Genomic DNA, 19455 nt, shown 5'->3' on the forward strand with positions numbered 1-19455 from the left:
CAAGGGCGTTCCTCCTAGCCTCGATCTCACAGAACTCCAGCATCCGAAGGCAGGGCATGACGGACACGGTGATCAGCTCGGCGACCAAGGAGATCGCCATCGGTTTCGAGCGGCCCTTCGTCATCATCGGCGAGCGGATCAACCCGACCGGCCGCAAGATCCTGGCCGAGGAGATGAAGAACGGCGACTACAGCCGGGTCCAGTCCGACGCGCTGGCCCAGGTCGCGGCCGGGGCCCAGATGCTGGACGTCAACGCCGGCATCCCGCTGGCCGACGAGCCGCGCATCCTGGCCGAATGCATCCAGCTGGTGCAGTCGATCACCAACGTGCCGCTGTCGATCGACAGCTCGATCGTCGCGGCGCTGGAGGCCGGGCTGGCCGTCTACAGGGGCAAGGCCCTGGTCAATTCGGTCACCGGCGAGGACGAGCGGCTGGAGACGGTGCTGCCGCTGGTGAAGAAATACGGCGCCGCAGTGGTGGCAATCTCGAACGACGAGACCGGCATCTCCGAGGACCCCGACGTCCGCTTCGCCGTCGCCAAGAAGATCGTCGAGCGGGCGCGCGACCACGGCATTTCCTATGCCGACATCGTGGTCGACCCGCTGGTGATGCCGATCGGCGCCATCAACACCGCCGGGCGCCAGGTCTTCACCCTGGTCCGCCGGCTGCGCGAGGAGTTGAAGGTCAACACCACCTGCGGCGCCTCCAATGTCAGCTTCGGCATGCCGAACCGGCACGGGCTGAACGCCGCCTTCCTGACCATGGCGATYGGCGCCGGCATGACCTCGGCCATCACCAACCCGCTGCATGCGGAGAGCCTGCAGGCGGTGCTGGGTGCGGACACGATGATGGGGCACGATCCGCATTGTGCCCGCTGGATCCGCCAGTACCGCGAGCCGGCCGCCGAAGGCGCCGAGGCCGCGGGTGCGCGCGGCGGCCGCGAAGGGCGCCGGCGGCGGGCGCAGTGACGTGACGGGCGGCGCCCAAGCAGGATTTCTGCCGAAATCCTGCAAACGCTTTAATCTAGCGGGTTCGAGGTCGAACCCGCTGGCCGGGGTGCCGTGATGACGACGGGTTGATGATGAACATGATCGACGCAGCGCAGCCGGGCCAGGACGCGACGCAGACGGCGCTGGTCGTCTTCACGCCGTCCGGCCGGCGCGGGCGCTTCACGCTGGGCACGCCGCTGCTGCAGGCGGCGCGGTCGCTCGGCGTCGATGTCGACAGCGTGTGCGGCGGCCGGTCGATCTGCGGTCGCTGCCAGGTTGAGATCGGCGACGGCCAGTTCGCCAAGCACGGCATCGAATCCCGCGCCGGCCACGCCTCCGGGACCGGGGCGGCCGAGCTGCGCTATGCCGAGAAGCGCGGGCTGAAGCCGGGCCGCCGGCTGTCCTGCCAGACCCTGATCCAGGGCGACCTCGTCGTCGACGTGCCGCCCGAGAGCCAGGTGCACAAGCAGGTCGTCCGCAAGGATGCCGAGCACCGCGTCATCGAGGTCGATCCGCCGGTCAAGCTCTACTATGTCGAGGTGCGCGAGCCCGACATGCACGACCCCTCCGGCGACCTGCGCCGGCTGGAGGAGGCGCTGGCCGAGCAATGGGGCATCACCGGCCTGGATTGCGACCTGCGGGTGATGCAGCGGCTGCAGAAGGCTCTCCGCGAAGGCAGCTGGACCTGCACCGTGGCGGTGCGCGAGCAGCGGGTGAAGCGCCTGCTGGCCGTGTGGCCGGGCTTCCGCGACAAGATCTACGGCCTGGCCTACGACATCGGCTCCACCACCATCGCCTGCCATCTCTGCGACATCGAGACCGGCGAGGTCGTCGCCTCGGGCGGCGCCATGAACCCGCAGATCCGCTTCGGCGAGGATCTGATGAGCCGGGTCAGCTACATCATGATGAACCCCGGCGGCGACAAGGCGCTGACCGAGACGGTGCGTGGCGCGTTGAACGATCTCGCCGGCCGGGTCACCGCCCAGGCGGGGCTGGAGGTCGAGGACGTGCTGGAGGTGACGCTGGTCGGCAACCCGATCATGCATCACCTGGTGCTGGGCATCGACCCGATCGAGCTGGGCGGCGCCCCCTTCGCCCTGGCCACCGACCAGGCGATCAACATCTGGGCAACCGAGATCGACCTGAAGATCCATCCGAACGCCCGAGTCTATATCCTGCCCTGCATCGCCGGCCATGTCGGCGCTGACACCGCCGCGGTGATCCTGTCGGAGGAGCCGCACAAATCGGACGAGCTGCGGCTGATCGTCGATGTCGGCACCAATGCCGAGATCGTGCTGGGCAACAAGGACCGGCTGCTGGCCTGCTCCAGCCCCACCGGCCCCGCCTTCGAAGGGGCGCAGATCTCCTCCGGCCAGCGGGCGGCGCCGGGGGCGATTGAGCGGGTGCGGATCGACCGCGACACGCTGGAGCCGCGCTTCCGCATCATCGGCAGCGAGCTGTGGTCGGATGGCGGGGGCTTCGCTCAGGCGGTCCGTCGCACCGGCGTCACCGGCATCTGCGGCTCCGGCATCATCGAGGTGCTGGCCGAGATGTTCCTGGCCGGCGTGATCACCCAGGACGGGGTGATCGACGGCGGCATGGCGGCGCGCAGCGACCGCATCGTCGCCGACGGCCGCACCTTCAGCTACGTCCTGCACCGCGACGGCGAGCGTGAGCTGCGGGTCACCCAGAACGACGTCCGCGCCATCCAGCTGGCCAAGGCCGCGCTCTATGCCGGCGTGCGCCTGCTGATGGACAAGCTGGGGGTCGACCAGGTCGACCGCATCACCCTGGCCGGCGCCTTCGGCAGCCATATCGACGTCAAATACGCCATGGTGCTGGGGCTGATCCCGGATTGCGACCTGACCAAGGTCGTGGCCGGCGGGAACGCCGCGGGCACCGGCGCCCGCATCGCCCTGGTCAGCCGCGCGGCCCGCGCCGAGATCGAGGAGGTGGTGCGACGGGTCGAGAAGATCGAGACCGCGGTCGAGCCGATGTTCCAGCAGCATTTCGTCGAGGCGATGGCGCTGCCGCACAAGACCGCCGCCTTCCCGAACCTGGCCGCCGTGGTCGACCTGCCGGCACCGAAGACGGCCGAGGGCGGCGATGGCGAGGGAGGACGGCGGCGGCGGCGCCGCGGCTGACGCACCCGCGACCGGCTTCGGTCTGTTGGCGCCCGAGGCCATCTCTGCTATTGCCACGCTGCCGTCATAATCGTAAGGCGGCGAGGTGGATGTGAGAGCGGCCATGTTTCCCGAACGGCTTACCGACGGATATCGCGCCTTTCTCAGCGGCCGGTTCGCCGCGGAGCGCAACCGCTACGAGATGCTGGCCGAGGCCGGGCAGAAGCCCGAGATCATGGTCATCGGCTGCGTCGATTCGCGGGTGTCGCCCGAGGTCATCTTCGACGCGGCGCCGGGCGAGCTGCTGGTGGTGCGCAACGTCGCCAACCTGGTGCCGCCCTACGAGCCCGACCGGGAGACCCAGCATGGCACCAGCGCCGCGCTCGAATTCGGGGTCCAGGCGCTGCGGGTGAAGCACATCGTGGTGCTGGGCCACGCCCATTGCGGCGGCATCCGCGCCTTCGCCGACGAGCAGGAGCCGCTGTCGCCGGGCGACTTCATCGGCCGCTGGATGTCGCAGATCGCCCCCGCGGCGGAAAGCCTCGGTCCCCGCAAGCCGGAGGACGGCGACGGCTATCTGCGCCGGCTCGAATTCGCCTCGGTCGAGCTCAGCCTGAAGAACCTGATGACCTTCCCCTGTGTCTCGATTCTGGTCGGGCGCGGCAAGCTGCAACTGCATGGAGCCTATTTCGGCGTCGCCTCGGGCCGGCTGCTGGTGCGCGACCCGGACACCGGCGAATTCGAGCCGGTGGCGGAGGAGGGGCGCGGCGGGCTCGCGGCCATCCGCTGCCCCTGAGCCTCACCGGGCCATAGCGGCCCGGTGCCTCAGTCGGCTCAGTGGCCGCCGCCGGCCTCGCGCTCGGCCAGGATGGCCTCGCTGGTCGCCACCAGCACCGACAGCGCCACGCCTTCGGCGGCCAGCCCCACCTCCGGCAGCTCCGGGAACGTCGGAGCGATGCGGATGTTGCGGTCGTCCGGGTCGCGGCCGTACGGGAAGGTCGCGCCCGCCGGCACCATCGCCACCCCGGCCTCCTGCGCCAAGGCGACGGTCCGGCGGGCGGAGCCGCGCCGAACGTCCAGGCTGACGAAGTAGCCGCCCTCGGGCTCGGTCCAGCGGGCGACGCCGCTGCCGCCGAGATGGTCGGCGAACACTGCCTGCACGCGCTGGAACTTCGGCACGATGATCTGCCGATGCCGCTCCATCAGCGCGGCGATGCCGGCCTCGTCCCGCAGCAACCGGACGTGACGCAACTGGTTCAGCTTGTCCGGCCCGATCGATTGCCGCGACAGATGCGTGCGTGCCCAGTCCAGATTCGTGGCCGAGCTCGCGAACAGCGCCAGGCCGGCGCCGGCGAGGGTGATCTTCGAGGTCGAGCCGAAGATGAAGGGCCGATTGGCGTGGCCACGCCGGGCGCAGGCCTCCAGGATGTTCGACAGGACATGCGGCCGGTCGGTCAGGTGGTGCACCGCATAGGCGTTGTCCCAGAACAGCCGGAAGTCCGGGGCCGCGGTGGGCATCGCCGCCAGCCGCTCCACCGTCTCGGTCGAATAGGTCTCGGCCGTCGGATTGCTGTATTTCGGTATGGCCCATAGTCCCTTGACCGACGGGTCCTGCGCCGCCAGCCGCTCGACCACATCCATGTCCGGTCCGTGCCCGGTCAGCGGCACCGGGATCATGCGGATGCCGAAACCCTCGCAGATGCCGAAATGCCGGTCATAGCCGGGCACCGGGCACAGGAACGTGATCGGCCCCTGCGCCGCCCAGGGCCTGTCGCCGTCCGGCACGCCGTGCAGCAGCGCGAAGGCGACGATGTCGTGCATCAGCGTCAGGCTGGAGTTGTTGCCGACCAGCACCTGCTCCGCCGGCGCGCTCAGCATCGGTGCGAACAGGGCCCGCGCCTCGGGCAGGCCGCGGACGTCGCCGAGATAGTTGCGGCAGTCGCTGCCGTCGGCCGCCTTGTATCCGTCCGGCCCGGGCAGGGACAGCAGGGCGTTCGACAGGTCGAGCTGTTCCGCCGACGGCTTGCCCCGGCTGCTGTCCAGCTTCAGCCCGCGGGCGCGGAAGGCCGCATGCCGGTCGCCCGCCTGTCGCCGGAAGGCGCGGAGGTCGTCTGTCATCATGGTGTCGAGGCGCTGCATGGCCGTCTCCGGGCGCGGTCGTGGCGGAACGATGCGGAGGCTAACGGGGCGGGGGGCGGGAGGGCCAGAGCGGAGCCATGCGGCAGCGGCGGCTCTGGATTGCCGCCAGCTCCCATCCCGTTTGGGACGGGACGCACGCCGCAGGCCACCCCTAGAATCGACGCACTTGCGGGGGCTGCCTCCCAAGCGGGTGAAGGCGATGCCATGGCCCGGCGCAATCATGGTCTAAGGAGGGATTATGGCGAACGTGACGGGCACTTCCCTGGGTGATTTCATCCACCGGGCCGGTGATGGCCGGTCGGGCGGCGGGAATCCGGTGACCGGCGTCACCACCGGCGCCGACACCATCTCCGGCGCTGAAGGCAACGACCTGATCTACGGCGACGATGGCAACGACACGATCTCCGGCGGCAGCGGCGACGACATCCTCTATGGCGGCCAGGGGACGGACAATCTCAGCGGCGGCGTCGGCTACGATATCTTCCGCTTCGAGGCGGCATCCGAGGTCAGCGGCCTGGCCGAGACATTCGATGGAGGGGCCGACTATGACCGGCTGGATTTCGGCAGTGCCTTCGGCACCATCAATCTCAGCCTCGCGACGATCGCCAATGTCGAGGAGCTGGACATCTCGGGCGCAGGCAACAACACCATCACCCTGACCGCGGCTCAGCTTGGTGCCTTTTCGACGATCAGCGCCGGCTTCGGCCAGGATGTTCTGGTCCTGTCGGCGGCGGGCACGGCCGACCTGACCAGTGCTTCGATCAGCAACATCGACGAGGTCCGTGGTTCCGCCGGCAACGACGTGATCGGCTTGGCCGGCGTCGCCAACGGCCAGATCGTGAACGGCGTCGGCGGCAATGACGTGATCATTGGCGGCAATGGCGCGGATGTGCTCAACGGCGGCGACGGCGCGGATGGAGTTGCGGGTGGCGCCGGCAACGATATCGTCTATGGCGGCCAGGGCACTGACACCCTGACCGGCGGCATCGGCTATGACGTGTTCCGCTTCGGCTCGCTGATCGAGATCAGCGGCCTGGCCGAGAGCCTCGACGGCGGCACCGACGACGACCGGCTGGATTTCTCCACGGGCAACCTGTCCGGCAGCGTCAATCTCAGTCTGGCGACCCTCACCAGCATCGAGGAGCTGGATCTCGCCGGCGGCGGCAACACCGTCACCCTGACCGGGGCGCAGCTCGGCGCCTTCTCCGCCATCGTCTCCGGGTTCGGGCCGGACATCCTGATCCTGTCGGCGGCGGGCACGGCGGACCTGACCGGCGCCTCGATCGCCAACATCGACGAGATCCGCGGCTCGGCCGGCAACGACGTGATCACCCTGACCGGCGTCGTCAATGGCCAGGTCGTGAACGGCGTTGCCGGCAACGATGTCATCTCGGGCGGCAGCGGTGCCGACGTGCTCAACGGCGGCGACGGCACAGACACGCTGTGGGGCAGCGTCGGCAATGACATCCTCTATGGCGGCCAGGGGGCCGATACCCTGAACGGTGGTCTCGGCTACGACGTCTTCCGCTTCGGCTCCTTGTCCGAGATCAGCGGCCTGGCCGAAAAGCTCGACGGCGGCGTCGATGACGACCGGCTGGATTTCGCCACCGGCGGCCTGTCCGGCAGCGTGACTCTCAGCCTCGCGACCCTCACCAGCATCGAGGAGCTGGATCTCGCCGGCGGCGGCAATACCGTGACCCTGACCGCGGCGCAGCTTGGCGCCTTCTCCACCATCGTCGCCGGGTTCGGGCCGGACATCCTGATCCTGTCGGCGGCGGGCACGGCGGACCTGACCGGCGCATCGATCAGCAACATCGACGAGATCCGCGGCTCGGCCGGCAATGACGTCGTCACCCTGGCCGGCGTCGCCGGCGGCCAGACCGTGAACGGCGCGGCCGGCAATGACACGCTCATCGGCGGCGCGGGCGCCGACGTGCTCGACGGCGGTGCGGGAAAGGACCTGCTGACCGGCGGCGGCGGGGCCGATCGGTTCGTGCTGTCCGTGTTGGGGGACAGCCCGGCCACCGCCGATCGCGACGTGATCACGGGCCTGTCGCAGGTCGAGGGGGACCGGATCGACCTGTCGCGGATCGACGCCAGTACAACCGTTGTCGGTGATCAGGCCTTTGCCTTCATCGGCACCGGCTTGTACACGGGCGTCGCCGGACAGCTGCGCTACAGCAACGTCGGGAGCACGACGGTGGTCGCCGGCGATGTGAACGGCGACAAGGTCTCGGATTTCCATGTCGAGATCAGCGGCGCCCTGGCCCTCGGCGCGATCGACTTCGTGCTCTAACGGCAGCAGCCCGGCAGGCCCTCACTGCAGCCGGGACAGGAGTGCCACCAGCTCGGCCTGCCGGGTCGTGTCGGTCTTGTGCAGAACCGACTTCAGATGATTGCGCACGGTGCCGCGGCCGATGCCGAGATGGGCGGCGATGGCGCCGGGCGACAGGCCCGCGGCCAGCAGGGCGGCGACGCTGCTTTCGGTCGGGGTCAGGCCGAAGGCGTCGCGGACCGGCCGGGGCAGCGGCGGCGCCATCACCGGGTGTCGCCGCGCATCGACCAGGACGGCGAGGGCGGCGGTCGCGGCGAAGACGTCTCGGCCGGCGCCGATGTTCGGTGTTGCCAGCAGCAGCGGGCGCGATGCGGAGTCCGGGCTGGTCAGGCGGACCAAGCCGGGCTGGCCGAGGGTGGTCGCCGCGGTGACGATCCGGCTCACGCCCGGCTGCTCGTCGGCGAAACAGGCGGTCAGGCGTCCGCCGGCCAGCCGGACGGAATGGCCCAGCATGCCCTCGGCGACCGCGTTCATGCGCAGCACCCGGCCTTGCCGGTCGAGATGGAAGACGCCTTCGCCGCGGCGCTGGAAGATCTGCGCCTGGTCCTCGGCCCGGGTCTCGACCATCGCCGGCGCGATCAGCGCGGCAGCGCGCAGCCGCGGCAGCACATGGTCCAGCGCCGCGATCTCCTCCGCCTGGTACGGGTCCCGCAGCGGCGACCGCTTCAGGCTCAGGAACACGCCGTCGCCTGGGGTTCCGGCGATCAGGGCGCAGGCGTGCCAGCGCAGGCCGTGCGGGCGCAGGAACTCCGCATAGAACGGGTCCCGCTCGATCTCCTCCGTCGCGAAATGGTCGAAATCGGTCTTGAAACCCTCATCCAGCGTCATCACCACACGCCGGCTGCGGGGATCCGGCGGGTGCAGGCCGGCATTGTATTCGGCGACTGGGGCCGCGATCGACCGGGTCGGCAGCACGATGTCCCTGGAACCCGGCTGAGTCCGCACCAGGGTCGCACCGGCCGCCTCGACGGCCAGGGCCAGTTCGAGCAACGGCTCGTCCCAGGGGGCGCCGATCAGCGCCCCCTCCATCAGCCCTTCGACCGCACGATGCACCGCGTCGAACCGAAGCATCTTCAGAAGCCCAGCCGTGCCCGACCGAGAGAATTTACACCAAACCGGACCAAACGGGAGCCGCGCCGATCAGCGGTGAAGGCGTGCCCCTCCGGTCAGCCGGCGGCCGTCGCCTCCTTGCCCAGCAGGTTGCGCTCGAGCTGGCTGCGCAGGCCGTCATCCGCGAAATAGGACAGGTTCTGCTCGCGGATCTTGGCGCCCTCCTCGTCATACAGGAAGGGCAGGGTGCAGTAGCGCGTGCCCTTGGTCACCGGCAAAGCCTCGTGCAGCAGCGAGCACGAGAACACCACCGCACCGCCGGTCGGCGCCTTGTAGCTGTGGCGGTCATATTCGGGGAAGCGCAGCTCGCCGCCCTCGAACTCGTCGGCATTCAGGTTGATGGTGACGGCGAAGCGGCGATGCGCCGTGYCCTTGGTGGTGTTGTCGCGATGGGCGCGGAAATAGCCGCCCTCGCCGGAATCGTAGCAGGCGACGATGTAGCGCTCGATCCGGGTGGCGTTGAACTGGAACGCCTTCTTGATCTCCGGCACCAGGCGTCGCTCGATCCGGGCCTTCATGGCCAAGCGCAGCGTATCGTCCTCGATCGTCGCGTCCTTGCGCTTCTTGTGCGCATGGTCGACCGCGGCGGCAGTGCGGCCGTCCGGCAGCGACTGCATGAAGCCGCTCTCCTCGCCGCCGACCTTGTTGTAGTAGTCGATCAGGGCGCGGCAGAACTCCGGCTCGAACAGATACGGCACCACCAGCACCGGCGCGCCCGGCGTGGCCGTGCCCAGCCGGGTCAGTGGCGGCAGCCGGCTGACGAACTCCGTCAGCATCTTGGCATGCTCGACGCCGTCTTCGATCGGGAAGCGGGCGAGCACGCGCAGGCCGGGCGACAGCACGTAGCTGAACTTGCGCTGGTCGACGCCGTAAGAGGCCGCGATCTTGCGATCGAAATCATAGAAGTGGCGCAGCCCGGGGACGCGGGTCGGCAGCCGTCCCGGCTGGGCGTCGTCCTTGTCCTGGCTGACGCCGAAGAAGGCGGCGTGGCCGTCGTTGAACGGCCCGACCTCGGCCGCGATCGCCGACAACAGCCGCGCCGACTGCGCGTCGCCGGCCGAGCCGAAGAAGCTGAGAACGACGTAGCGTCCGGCCACCGTATCGAAGCGGAAATCCGGCCGCTGCGGCGTCGGGACCACGAAGAGCGGAGCGGGATCACCGGGCTCCAGCAGACGGGGCATTCAATCCTCCACGGAAATGCGATGCAGTTGCGATCTGCTCGCATATTACAGCAGGATTATGGCCGCCGTCGTGCCCGATGTCACATGTCGCGATATGCCCGATGCGTGTCGCGACGAGGCTGCTGCATGGCGAATCCGGGCGGCGTGCTTCCCACCGATCATGCCAGGGTTGAGCAACGGGATTCGCCCGAGATCGAGACGAGGTCAGGATGAGCCGCACCCGCACCACGCCCCGTCGCCGCGACCGTGCGGGCGGCCTTGCCCAGCTGCCCTGGCAGTTGGTCGAGAATCCGATGCCGCCGGTCGAGGTGCTTCGGGCCGACCAGATCGAGCGAATCCACGACGCCTCACTCACCATCCTCGAAGAGATCGGGATGGATTTCCTGCACGACGAGGCGATCGAGATCCTGCGGCGTGCCGGGGCCGAGACTTCGCCGGGCAGCCGCCGCGTCCGATTCGATCGCGGGCTGGTGCTGGACGCGGTGGCGAAGGCACCGTCCGCTTACACCTTCCACGCCCGCAACCCGGAGCGGGACGTCCGAATTGGCGGCCGTTCGATCGTCTTCGCCTCGGTCGGCTCGGCCCCGAACGTTTCCGACATCGAAGGCGGGCGGCGGGTCGGCAACTACCGCGACTATTGCAACCTGCTGCGCCTCGGCCAGGCGCTGAACGCGATGCACATCTTCGGGGGCTATCCGGTCGAGCCGGTGGACCTGCATCCCTCGACTCGTCATCTCGACGCCCTACGCGCCTTCGTCACCCTGTCGGACAAGCCATTCCATGCCTATGCGCTGGGCCGGGTGCGGATGCGCGACGGCATCGAGATCGCCCGCATCGCCCGCGGCATCAGCCGCGAGCAGCTGCAGCGCGAGCCCAGCCTGTTCACCGTGGTCAACACCTCCTCGCCGCTGCGCCTGGACGGGCCGATGATCGAGGGCCTGATCGAGATGGCGCAGGCCGGCCAGATCGTCACCGTTACGCCGTTCACCCTGGCCGGCGCCATGGCCCCGGCGACGCTGGCCGGCGCCCTGGCGCAGCAGAACGCCGAGGCGTTGGCGACCATCGCCTTGATCCAGCTGATCAAGCCCGGCGCGCCGGTGATGTACGGTGGCTTCACCTCGAATGTCGACATGAAGTCCGGCGCCCCGGCCTTCGGCACGCCGGAATACGCCAAGGCGGCGCTGGCCGGCGGCCAGCTGGCGCGGCGCTACGGCCTGCCTTACCGATCCTCCAACACCAACGCCTCGAACGCGGTCGATGCCCAGGCGACCTATGAGAGCATGGTGTCGCTGTGGGCCGCGGTGCAGGGGCACGCCAACATGGTCATGCACAGCCTCGGCTGGCTTGAAGGCGGGCTGCGCGCCAGCTTCGAGAAGATGATCATCGATGCCGAGCTGGTGCAGACGATGAGGGAGTTTCTGAAGCCGATCGTGGTCGATGACGATACGCTCGGCCTCGATGCCATCCGCGAGGTCGGGCCGGGCGGCCATTTCTTCGGCTGCCAGCACACATTGGCGAGGTACGAGACCGCCTTCTACGCGCCGCTGCTGTCCGACTGGCGCAACTTCGAGAGCTGGCAAGAGGTCGGGGCGCCGGATGCCACCCAGCGGGCGCACCAGCTGTACAAGCGCATCCTCGCCGAATACGAGCCGCCGCCGCTCGACCCCGCCATCGCCGAGGAGCTCGACGCCTTCGTCGCGAAGCGCAAGGAAGAGGGCGGGGTGCCGAGCGACTGAGAGACCGCCTGCAAACGCTACCGGTGCGGCCGGCTGACGGTCTCTGTGTGCTCAGATATCACCCCTTGCTGTCATTGCCGGGCTTGACCCACGGGTGTCCGGTTCAGGGAAAATGGCAACCGAGGCGCGTTTATCTTGGGATTTATTCTATTTTATTGTCATCCTCGGGCTTGACCCGAGGATCCAGGGGCGGCCAGAGCGGCTCTTCGTGGCCCTGGATTGCCGGGTCAAGCCCGGCAATGACAATAAAAGTTGAAGCCAGCGGCTCTGTCCACAACCTCAAAAACTCAACCGGACACCCGTAGGTCAAGCCCGGGCATAACAGAAGACAAGCCACTCGGCCGACGTCATCGGTGACAGGGAGGCGCTGGGATCTCTTCTTTCGTGCCCCAGCTCTTCAGCCATTTCTCGACGTCGCCGTGAGTGAGGTGGAGGCCTGTATCCTGATACTCCTGCCAAGCAGCAAGGGCCTCCGCCCGAAATTCCGCTCTCGCCTTCTCTCGTTCCGTCTGCATGACGTGACTGCCTTTCCCGTGCGCTGTCGTCAGCCTATGATAATCACCCGTCGCGCGCCGCATTGTCGTTACGCGCTCCCGATCAGAATGCCGGTCAGGAACACCAGCACGCCGCCGACCACGACCTGGAAGGCGGAGGACAACAGCGGCGTGTCCATGAAGCGGTGGCGGATCCAGGAGATCACGGCCAGCTCCACCGCCACGACGCCGACGGCGATGCCGGTGGCGACGCGGAAATCCGGGATCAGATAGGGCAGGGTGTGGCCCAGGCCGCCCAACGCGGTCATGCCGCCGCAGACCAGGCCGCGCAGCCAGGGCCGGCCGCGGCCGGTCAGGCTGCCGTCGTCCGACAGCGCCTCGGCGAAGCCCATGCTGATGCCGGCGCCGATCGAGGCGGCGAGGCCGACCAGGAAGGTGTCGAAGCTGTCATGGGTGGCGAAGGCCGCGGCGAAGAGCGGGGCGAGGGTGGAGACCGACCCGTCCATCAGACCGGCCAGGCCCGGCTGCACGATCTGCAGCACGAACAGCCGGCGCTCGTCCTCGCCCTCGCGCGCCTGTACCTTGGCCGGGACGTGCTTCTCCTCCAGTTGCCCGGCGACATGCTCGTGCCGCCGTTCCTCCGCCGCCAGGTCGCCCAGCAGTTGGCGCACGGCAATGTCGGTGGCGCGGCCGGCCGCGCGCTCGTAGAAGCGCCGGGTCTCCGCCTCCATCGCCTCGGCCTGCTTGCGCACGGTGTCCAGCGACAGCGGCCGGGACAGCCAGACCGGCCGGCGGCGGATGAAGCCGCGGACCACATGGCGGTTGATCAGCGGGATGTGGTCGCCGAAGCGCTCCCGGTACAGGTCGAGCAGCCGGTGGCGATGCCCGTCCTCCTCGCGCCCCATGCCGCGGAACACCGCGGCCGAGGCCGGGAAGTCGGCGGCCAAGCCCTCGGCGAAGTCGCCGTAGATCCGCGCGTCCTCCTCCTCCAGCGAAATCGCCAGGGCCAGCAGCTCGCGCTCGGTCAGCTCGGAAAAGTCCTTCATCGCCGTCTCCGCTTCGCTCGCCTTCCGCTTCTCAGCCGGACGGTGGGCAAAGGCAATAACGAACGACTCGCAGCGCGGTGAGGCCGAGCGAGCCCGCGTCGCAGGCGGGATATAAATTCATAACGATGTCCTTATATTTAGATGGAGTTCGCATCAGCCCGGCGGTACCGTCGCCTTGCGCCCGCCGCGGTTTCAGGAAGGTCCGGCCATGTCCAGCACTCGTTTCCACGATCTTCTCGCCGCCAAGCCGGTCCTGTTCGCCGATGGCGGCATGGGCACCGGCCTGTTCGCCCAGGGGCTGGAGACCGGCGACAGCCCGGAGCTGTGGAACCTCGATCGGCCGGAGCGGGTGCAGGTGGTGCATCGCGGCTTCGCCGAGGCCGGGTCCGACATCATCCTGACCAACACCTTCGGCGGCAATGCGCGGCGGCTGGCGCTGCACAGCGCCCAGGGCCGGGTGCGCGAGCTGAACGTCGCCGGCGCCCGTATCGCCCGCGCCGTGGCGGAGGAATTCGACCGCCCGGTCATCGTCGCCGGCTCGATGGGCCCGACCGGCGACATCTTCCAGCCGGTCGGCGCGCTGAGCTACGAGGAGGGCGTCGCCGCCTTCGCCGAGCAGGCCGAGGCGCTGGCCGAGGGCGGCGTCGACGTGCTGTGGATCGAGACCATCTCGGCGGCGGAGGAGATCCAGGCGGCGATCGAGGGCGCATCGCGCACCGGCCTGCCGATCGTCTCGACCATGACCTTCGACACCAATGGCCGCACCATGATGGGGCTGACGCCGGAGGCGGCGATCACCCATGGCCGCAACTGTGCTTGCCGGCCCAGCGCCTTCGGCGCCAATTGCGGCATCGGCCCGGCCCAGCTGCTGGACAGCATCCTCGGCCTGGTGCGCGCCTCCGAGACCGGCGACATCATCGTCGCCAAGGGCAATTGCGGCATCCCGCAGTATCGCGAGGGCGCCATCGTCTATGACGGCACGCCGCAGATCATGGCCGACTACGCCATTCTGGCGCGCGATGCCGGCGCCCGCATCATCGGCGGCTGCTGCGGCACGACGCCGGAGCATATCCGCGCCATGGTCGCGGCGGTGAACGGCGCCGCCCGCGGCCCGGTGCCGGATGTCGAGACGGTCGAGCGGCTGCTGGGCCCGATCAAGGCGCAATCCGGCCGCCCGACCGAAGGCGGCGGCGAGCGCGAAGGCCGCCGGCGCCGCCGGGCCTGATCCCGCCCTACCGGCCCGGGGCTTCGGTGAGGCCGCCGGCCCGTTCCAGCGTCAGAATGTGTCGGCCCAGCAGCGCGATCGCCTGATCGACGGCGCCCCGCCGCAGCGCATCGAGGATCTGCCGGTGGTCCTGGTTCGAGCGCGGCTGCCAGCCGGCCGAACGGGTCGCCGCGAAGGCGAAGCGGGAATTGGCCAGTTGCAGCTCCGCCAGCATCGCCAGCAGGCGCGGCATGCGGCAGGCGGCCACCAGTTCGCGGTGGAAGCTGCGGTTGGCGGCTTCCCACTCGGCGAAGGACTGCGCCTGGTCGCCGGCAACCACCGCATCCTCGATCCGCTCGATCTGTGACGGCGTCAGCCGGCGGGCGGCATGGCGCAGTGCCAGCGCCTCCAGCGCCGCCCGGATCTCCACCACCTCGCGCATCGACCGTTCGTCCAGCGGCGCCACGCGCATGCCGCGCCGCGGTTCGCTGACCGCCAGCCCCTGGGCCTGCAGGCGCTGAAACGCCTCGCGGACGGGCACATGGCTCGATCCGAACTCATGGGCGATGTGGTCCTGGCGCAGCGGCGCGTCCGGCGCCAGTTCGCCGCTCACGATCCGCTCGGCCAGAATATCGGCGATCCGGTCGGAGACGGTCTGCTGGGAAGCACTCGCTTTCTGGATCATAGATTATCTACTGAGTAAATCGGTGCGCATAGGATTTCGCATCTCTAAACTCGACTGAGTCGCAATGATCATAGATCAACTGAAAAGATTATCTATGATTTTGAGGAGTCAGATCATGCATTCGCCCGTCGAAACACCGCTGTCCGCACTCGCCCAGACCGGCTGGCGCATCCCGGCCGCCATCATCGGCGGCAGCCTGCTGATGGCATTCAGCGGCCAGATCCAGATCCCATTCTGGCCGGTGCCGATGACCATGCAGGTCTGCGCCACCTTCCTCCTCGCCGGGCTGGCCGGCGGCCGGCTGGCGGCGGCGATGGTCGCAACGTTCTTGGCGGAGGCCGCGGTCGGTCTGCCGGTCCTGGCCGGCGGCAGCGGCGGGCTGGCACCGCTGATGGGGCCGACCGGCGGCTATCTCGTCGGCTTCGTCGTCGCCGCCTTCCTCGCCGGCGAGTGGATCCGGCGCCGCCCGCGGGGGATGATCGCCACGGCCGTGCCGATGCTCGCAGGCCTAGCCGTGGTCTATCTGCTCGGCTGCCTCTGGCTGGCGCAGTTCACCGGCTGGGCGGCCGTGATCTCCGCCGGCGTTGCGCCTTTCCTGCTCGGCGATGCGCTGAAGGTGCTGCTGGCTGCCGCGGTGACCGTTGCCCTGCGCCGCGTCCGGCGGGCCGCGTGACGGCGACTGACGCCGGTTCCAGGCCCGCGATTCGATTCGACTGGACGCGGGCCGAGGCCGAGGCGCTGTACGGCCTGCCGTTCCCGGAGCTGCTGCACCGGGCTCAACTGATTCATCGCGAGAGCTTCGATCCGGCGGCGATCGAGACCGCCAGCCTGCTCAGCATCAAGACCGGCGGCTGTCCCGAGGATTGCGGCTACTGCTCGCAGAGCGCCCGCTACGACACCGGGGTCAAGGCCACGCGGCTGATGGATCCCAGCGCGGTGGTCGATCGGGCGGCAGAGGCCAAGGCTGCTGGGGCCGGGCGCTTCTGCATGGGCGCGGCTTGGCGCAGCCCGAAGGACCGCGATCTCGACCGGATCTGCGGGATGGTGACGGCGGTCAAGGCGCTCGGCATGTCGACCTGCGTCACCCTCGGCATGCTGACCCGGCCGCAAGCGGAMCGGCTGAAGGCGGCGGGACTCGACTATTACAGCCACAACGTCGACACCTCGCCCGAATTCTACGGCCGGATCATCACCACGCGGACGCTGCGGGACCGGCTGGAGACGCTGGGCCATGTCCGCGCCGCTGGCATCAAGGTGTGCTGCGGCGGCATCGTCGGCATGGGCGAGGCGGTCGACGACCGGCTGGGCCTGTTGCTGCTCCTGGCCGGGATGGATCCGCATCCGGAAAGCGTGCCGCTGAACCTGTGGAACGAGGTGGCGGGGACCCCGGTGATGACGACGGCGGAGGCGCCCGATCCGATCGCCTTCGTCCGGCTGGTCGCGGTGGCGCGGATCCTGCTGCCGCGCAGCGTGGTCCGCCTTTCTGCCGGGCGGCAGACCATGAGCGACGAGCTGCAGGCGCTGTGCTTCGTCGCCGGTGCCAACTCGATCTTCCTCGGCGAGGTGCTGCTGACCACGGCCAATCCCGGCCCGGATCGTGATGCCCGGCTGCTGGCCAAGCTCGGGCTCAAGGCGGTGACGGGCGGACTGGCGCCGGCCTGAACCTTATCGCGGCCACTCCGCCATCGGCTGGCCGGACTGGACGATGTGGACACCGAGCTCCGCCCAGCGGGCGAAGGCCTCCTCGGCCTGCGCGGTGAAGTCGAGCGCCGGGATCGGCCGGCCCTCGGGGTCGAGCCCGACCACCGCTGACATGCAGTCGCGCAGCACGAAGACGCGGCGCGGCAGGGCCGGGTCGAGCGCCCGCATCCGATCGAGCAGGTCGTCGACCGACCAGCGCACGCAATGGCTGGCGGCCTGGCCGGCAACCACGATCCGGTCGGCGCGCAGCAGCTCCAGCAGCGCCGAATCGTCCTGTGGCCGCACCAGCCGCCCGCCGTCCCAGCGGTCCGGCACCTCGGCCGCGAAGGCGGAATAGCTCTCGCTCCAGGGATCGTCGCCCTTGATGATGACAGGTGTCGGCGCGCCGCGCAGCATGGCGTGGAACAGCCAAGCTTCCTGGACCAGCCCCGGCATGGCGTGGCCCTCCGACCCGATCAGGCAGTGGTCGGGCCAGATGATCAGCGCGTTGCGACCCTGCCGCGCCAGACTGCGGACATAGTGCAGCAGCTGCCGTTCGACCCAGGCCATCCCTTCCGCCGCAACGTTGCGAGGCAGCAGCTCCAGCACGCCCGGGCTCGGCCGCAGCGTGCCGTCGGCCAGCATTTCCTCGGTGATCACGGTGAAGGGCTCGGGCGCGCGGCCTTCGGCATCGGCCCAGAACGAGCGGTGGAAGATCTGCAGCGGCGTGTGGGTGTCGAAGGTCGGGACGATCCGGTCGAGGGTGTCGAGGTTGCCGTAGATGAAGGCGGCGATCCGCACCGTGTCCTCGACCGCGCCGCGCCCGGACCGGCCACCGACATAGAGCGCGCCCTCCGGCAGGCAGAAATCGCGCTGCAGGTCGATCAGCAGCAGGTCCGTGCGCGTCCCCTCGACCGTCCTGATCTCGCCACGCCAACGCTCGGCGGCGGCGCGCAGCCCGGCGATGTCCGGCCGGCACGACCAGTCCCCGGCCCGGGCCGGATCGAAGAAGGGAGGAAGCGTCGCGGTCATGCCGGCCCTGTGCTGCCGCGCCAGACTAGCCGGCGTCGCCGGGCAAGGGAAAGGATGTCCACCCCCCAATCGTCGGGGATTGCTGTCCTAATGCCTGTTTCATCACCTTGGGAGGCAAATGCGGACGTCGAGATCGGCCCCGGATGCGGCATGCCGACAGGGGTGTCCGCGTCCTCACCCACCCATTCAGGAGAACTCGATGACGGATATCAGAGGCGACGAGAACGACAACCAGCTGCCCCGGCCCGACCAAAGCAACGCCGGAGACGATCGGATCTGGGGGTTGGAAGGCAACGACCTGATCAACGGCGGTGCCGGCGATGACGAGCTGTTCGGAGGCTCCGGCGCGGACGAGCTGTTCGGCGGCGCCGGCATCGACACGATCAGCTACTGGGACAATCGCAGCGTCGGCGTCGCCATCAACCTGACCGCCCTGACCGCGTCCGGCGGCGAGGCCAATGGCGACGTCATCCATGGCGACATCGAGAACGTTGTCGGCACCGATTATTCCGACCGGCTGACGGGGTCCGCCGCAGACAACTTCCTCAACGGCGGCAATGGCTGGGGCAACGACATCCTCTACGGCCTGGGCGGCAATGATGTGCTGTGGGGAAGCCTGGGCCATGATCAGCTCTATGGCGGCGCCGGCGACGACACGCTCAAGGGCTACCAGGGCAACAACCAGCTCTATGGCGGGGACGGCAACGACGTGCTGGAGGCCGAGGACGGGGTTGATATCCTCGATGGCGGCGCCGGCAACGACATCCTCCGCGCCAACACGCTCAGCACCACTCCGGATGCCGACCAGCTGCGCGGCGGCGCCGGGGCGGACCAGATGGATGGCGGGGCGGGCAGCGACACCGCGTCCTACAGCGAGGGCACGATCGGGGTCACCGTCGACCTCTACGGGACCGATGGGGTCGGCATCGGGCATGGCGGCAATGCCGAGGGCGACCGGCTTTCCAACATCGAGAACCTGATTGGCACCCAGGCCAGCGATCACCTGACCGGGAACACCTCTGCCAACACGCTGGACGGCGGCGCCGGAAACGATGTGCTGGCCGGTGGCGACGGCAGCGACGTGCTCCGCGGCGGGACGGGGGCGGACCGGCTCGATGGCCAGTTCGGCAGCGACACCGCCAGCTATTACGGCGGCATCACCGGAATCCTGGTCAGCCTCGCCAGCGGCACCGGCAGCGGCGGCGAGGCCCAGGGCGACACCCTGTTCGGCATCGAGAATCTCTCCGGCAGCCAGGGCAGCGACGGCCTCTACGGCAATGCGGGCGCCAATGCGCTGCAAGGCTGGAACGGCAACGATGCGCTCGTCGGCCGGGCCGGCCAGGACACGCTCACCGGCGGTGCCGGGGCGGATCGTTTCCACTTCACTGCCCTCGGCGACAGCGTGGCCGGGGCCAATGCCGATCGGATCACCGATTTCAGCCACGCCCAAGGGGACAAGATCGACCTGTCGGGCATCGACGCCAGCACCGGCGCGACCGGCAACCAGGCCTTCCACTTCCTCGGCGCCGGCGCCTACACCCATCATGCCGGCGAGCTGCACTATTACTACAGCGGCTCCGACACCGTGGTCTCCGGGGACGTCAATGGCGACGGCGCCTCCGACTTCAGCGTCGTTCTTTCCGGCCATCTGGGACTGGCCGCCGGCGACTTCGCACTCTGACGCAGGATCGCACAGACGAA

The 19455-nt window shown here is 69.1% G+C and carries 15 protein-coding genes; 9 read left to right on the forward strand and 6 right to left on the reverse strand.

Translation table 11 applies throughout. The features are described 5' to 3' along the window. Positions 1-56 precede the first annotated feature (56 nt). The 3 genes from AB4Z01_RS06570 (at position 57) to AB4Z01_RS06580 (ending at position 3908) form a co-directional block, all read left to right on the forward strand. Positions 57-968, forward strand: coding sequence for a methyltetrahydrofolate cobalamin methyltransferase (locus AB4Z01_RS06570; protein WP_441691814.1), 912 nt, complete (start codon positions 57-59; stop codon positions 966-968). A 119-nt stretch (positions 969-1087) separates the two neighbouring features. Then, complete coding sequence (locus AB4Z01_RS06575; protein WP_441691816.1) at positions 1088-3133, forward strand: ASKHA domain-containing protein; 2046 nt, start codon at positions 1088-1090, stop codon at positions 3131-3133. A 103-nt stretch (positions 3134-3236) separates the two neighbouring features. Then, the gene (locus AB4Z01_RS06580; RefSeq protein WP_441691818.1) at positions 3237-3908 is read left to right on the forward strand and encodes a carbonic anhydrase; all 672 of its coding nucleotides are present in this window, start codon (positions 3237-3239) and stop codon (positions 3906-3908) included. Positions 3909-3946: 38 nt separating this feature from the next. Here the strand turns inward: AB4Z01_RS06580 and AB4Z01_RS06585 are convergent, their stop codons facing one another. Next, positions 3947-5251, reverse strand: a complete 1305-nt coding sequence (locus tag AB4Z01_RS06585) for a hypothetical protein (protein WP_441691820.1) — start codon at positions 5249-5251, stop codon at positions 3947-3949. A 238-nt stretch (positions 5252-5489) separates the two neighbouring features. On the opposite strand from AB4Z01_RS06585, the gene AB4Z01_RS06590 reads away from it, so the two are divergent. Further along, positions 5490-7547 carry a beta strand repeat-containing protein gene (locus tag AB4Z01_RS06590; protein ID WP_441691822.1) on the forward strand — a complete coding sequence of 686 codons (2058 nt, stop codon included), beginning with the start codon at positions 5490-5492 and terminating at the stop codon, positions 7545-7547. A gap of 21 nt (positions 7548-7568) precedes the next feature. Here AB4Z01_RS06590 and AB4Z01_RS06595 read toward each other — a convergent pair whose 3' ends face one another. Together AB4Z01_RS06595 and AB4Z01_RS06600 are read right to left on the reverse strand one after the other, a co-directional pair. After that, the gene (locus tag AB4Z01_RS06595; RefSeq protein WP_441691824.1) at positions 7569-8657 is read right to left on the reverse strand and encodes a helix-turn-helix transcriptional regulator; all 1089 of its coding nucleotides are present in this window, start codon (positions 8655-8657) and stop codon (positions 7569-7571) included. Positions 8658-8752: 95 nt separating this feature from the next. Further along, positions 8753-9877, reverse strand: coding sequence for a 2OG-Fe(II) oxygenase (locus AB4Z01_RS06600; RefSeq protein WP_441691826.1), 1125 nt, complete (start codon positions 9875-9877; stop codon positions 8753-8755). Between the two features lie 209 nt (positions 9878-10086). Here AB4Z01_RS06600 and AB4Z01_RS06605 point away from each other — a divergent pair, with 209 nt between their 5' ends. After that, positions 10087-11613: a trimethylamine methyltransferase family protein gene (locus tag AB4Z01_RS06605; RefSeq protein WP_441691828.1), complete on the forward strand. Its 1527-nt coding sequence runs from the start codon at positions 10087-10089 to the stop codon at positions 11611-11613. A 583-nt stretch (positions 11614-12196) separates the two neighbouring features. On the opposite strand, the gene mbfA is transcribed toward AB4Z01_RS06605, so the two are convergent. Beyond that, positions 12197-13153 carry an iron exporter MbfA gene (gene mbfA, locus AB4Z01_RS06610; protein ID WP_441691830.1) on the reverse strand — a complete coding sequence of 319 codons (957 nt, stop codon included), beginning with the start codon at positions 13151-13153 and terminating at the stop codon, positions 12197-12199. Positions 13154-13361: 208 nt separating this feature from the next. Between mbfA and bmt the strand changes: the two genes are divergently transcribed. Continuing rightward, positions 13362-14378, forward strand: coding sequence for a betaine--homocysteine S-methyltransferase (bmt, locus tag AB4Z01_RS06615; protein ID WP_441691832.1), 1017 nt, complete (start codon positions 13362-13364; stop codon positions 14376-14378). A gap of 7 nt (positions 14379-14385) precedes the next feature. On the opposite strand, the gene AB4Z01_RS06620 is transcribed toward bmt, so the two are convergent. Then, positions 14386-15042, reverse strand: coding sequence for a GntR family transcriptional regulator (locus AB4Z01_RS06620; protein WP_441691833.1), 657 nt, complete (start codon positions 15040-15042; stop codon positions 14386-14388). 115 nt (positions 15043-15157) lie between these two features. Here AB4Z01_RS06620 and AB4Z01_RS06625 point away from each other — a divergent pair, with 115 nt between their 5' ends. Together AB4Z01_RS06625 and bioB are read left to right on the forward strand one after the other, a co-directional pair. Further along, a complete protein-coding gene (locus AB4Z01_RS06625) occupies positions 15158-15715 on the forward strand; it encodes a biotin transporter BioY (RefSeq protein WP_441691835.1) in 558 nt (185 codons plus the stop codon). Then, entirely contained in the window at positions 15712-16704 is a 993-nt protein-coding gene (gene bioB / locus AB4Z01_RS06630) for a biotin synthase BioB (RefSeq protein WP_441691837.1), read from the forward strand. Before AB4Z01_RS06625 ends, bioB begins: the two co-directional genes overlap by 4 nt. A 3-nt stretch (positions 16705-16707) precedes the next feature. Here the strand turns inward: bioB and AB4Z01_RS06635 are convergent, their stop codons facing one another. Continuing rightward, positions 16708-17754 (reverse strand): hypothetical protein, encoded by a 1047-nt coding sequence (locus AB4Z01_RS06635; RefSeq protein ID WP_441691839.1) that lies wholly within the window; start codon positions 17752-17754, stop codon positions 16708-16710. Between the two features lie 199 nt (positions 17755-17953). Between AB4Z01_RS06635 and AB4Z01_RS06640 the strand changes: the two genes are divergently transcribed. Continuing rightward, entirely contained in the window at positions 17954-19435 is a 1482-nt protein-coding gene (locus AB4Z01_RS06640) for a calcium-binding protein (RefSeq protein WP_441691840.1), read from the forward strand. The last annotated feature ends 20 nt before the right edge of the window (positions 19436-19455 follow it).

Source organism: Inquilinus sp. YAF38 (genome assembly GCF_052113205.1).
In the GTDB taxonomy this organism is placed as follows: domain Bacteria; phylum Pseudomonadota; class Alphaproteobacteria; order DSM-16000; family Inquilinaceae; genus Inquilinus.

Excerpts from the sequence above, each read along its gene's own strand:
- AB4Z01_RS06575 (WP_441691816.1), top strand. The coding sequence starts at position 1,088 with ATGATCGACGCAGCGCAGCCGGGCCAGGACGCGACGCAGACGGCGCTG.
- AB4Z01_RS06580 (WP_441691818.1), top strand. The coding sequence starts at position 3,237 with ATGTTTCCCGAACGGCTTACCGACGGATATCGCGCCTTTCTCAGCGGC.
- AB4Z01_RS06585 (WP_441691820.1), bottom strand. The coding sequence starts at position 5,251 with ATGCAGCGCCTCGACACCATGATGACAGACGACCTCCGCGCCTTCCGG.
- AB4Z01_RS06590 (WP_441691822.1), top strand. The coding sequence starts at position 5,490 with ATGGCGAACGTGACGGGCACTTCCCTGGGTGATTTCATCCACCGGGCC.
- AB4Z01_RS06595 (WP_441691824.1), bottom strand. The coding sequence starts at position 8,657 with ATGCTTCGGTTCGACGCGGTGCATCGTGCGGTCGAAGGGCTGATGGAG.
- AB4Z01_RS06605 (WP_441691828.1), top strand. The coding sequence starts at position 10,087 with ATGAGCCGCACCCGCACCACGCCCCGTCGCCGCGACCGTGCGGGCGGC.
- mbfA (WP_441691830.1), bottom strand. The coding sequence starts at position 13,153 with ATGAAGGACTTTTCCGAGCTGACCGAGCGCGAGCTGCTGGCCCTGGCG.
- bmt (WP_441691832.1), top strand. The coding sequence starts at position 13,362 with ATGTCCAGCACTCGTTTCCACGATCTTCTCGCCGCCAAGCCGGTCCTG.
- AB4Z01_RS06620 (WP_441691833.1), bottom strand. The coding sequence starts at position 15,042 with ATGATCCAGAAAGCGAGTGCTTCCCAGCAGACCGTCTCCGACCGGATC.
- AB4Z01_RS06625 (WP_441691835.1), top strand. The coding sequence starts at position 15,158 with ATGCATTCGCCCGTCGAAACACCGCTGTCCGCACTCGCCCAGACCGGC.
- AB4Z01_RS06635 (WP_441691839.1), bottom strand. The coding sequence starts at position 17,754 with ATGACCGCGACGCTTCCTCCCTTCTTCGATCCGGCCCGGGCCGGGGAC.
- AB4Z01_RS06640 (WP_441691840.1), top strand. The coding sequence starts at position 17,954 with ATGACGGATATCAGAGGCGACGAGAACGACAACCAGCTGCCCCGGCCC.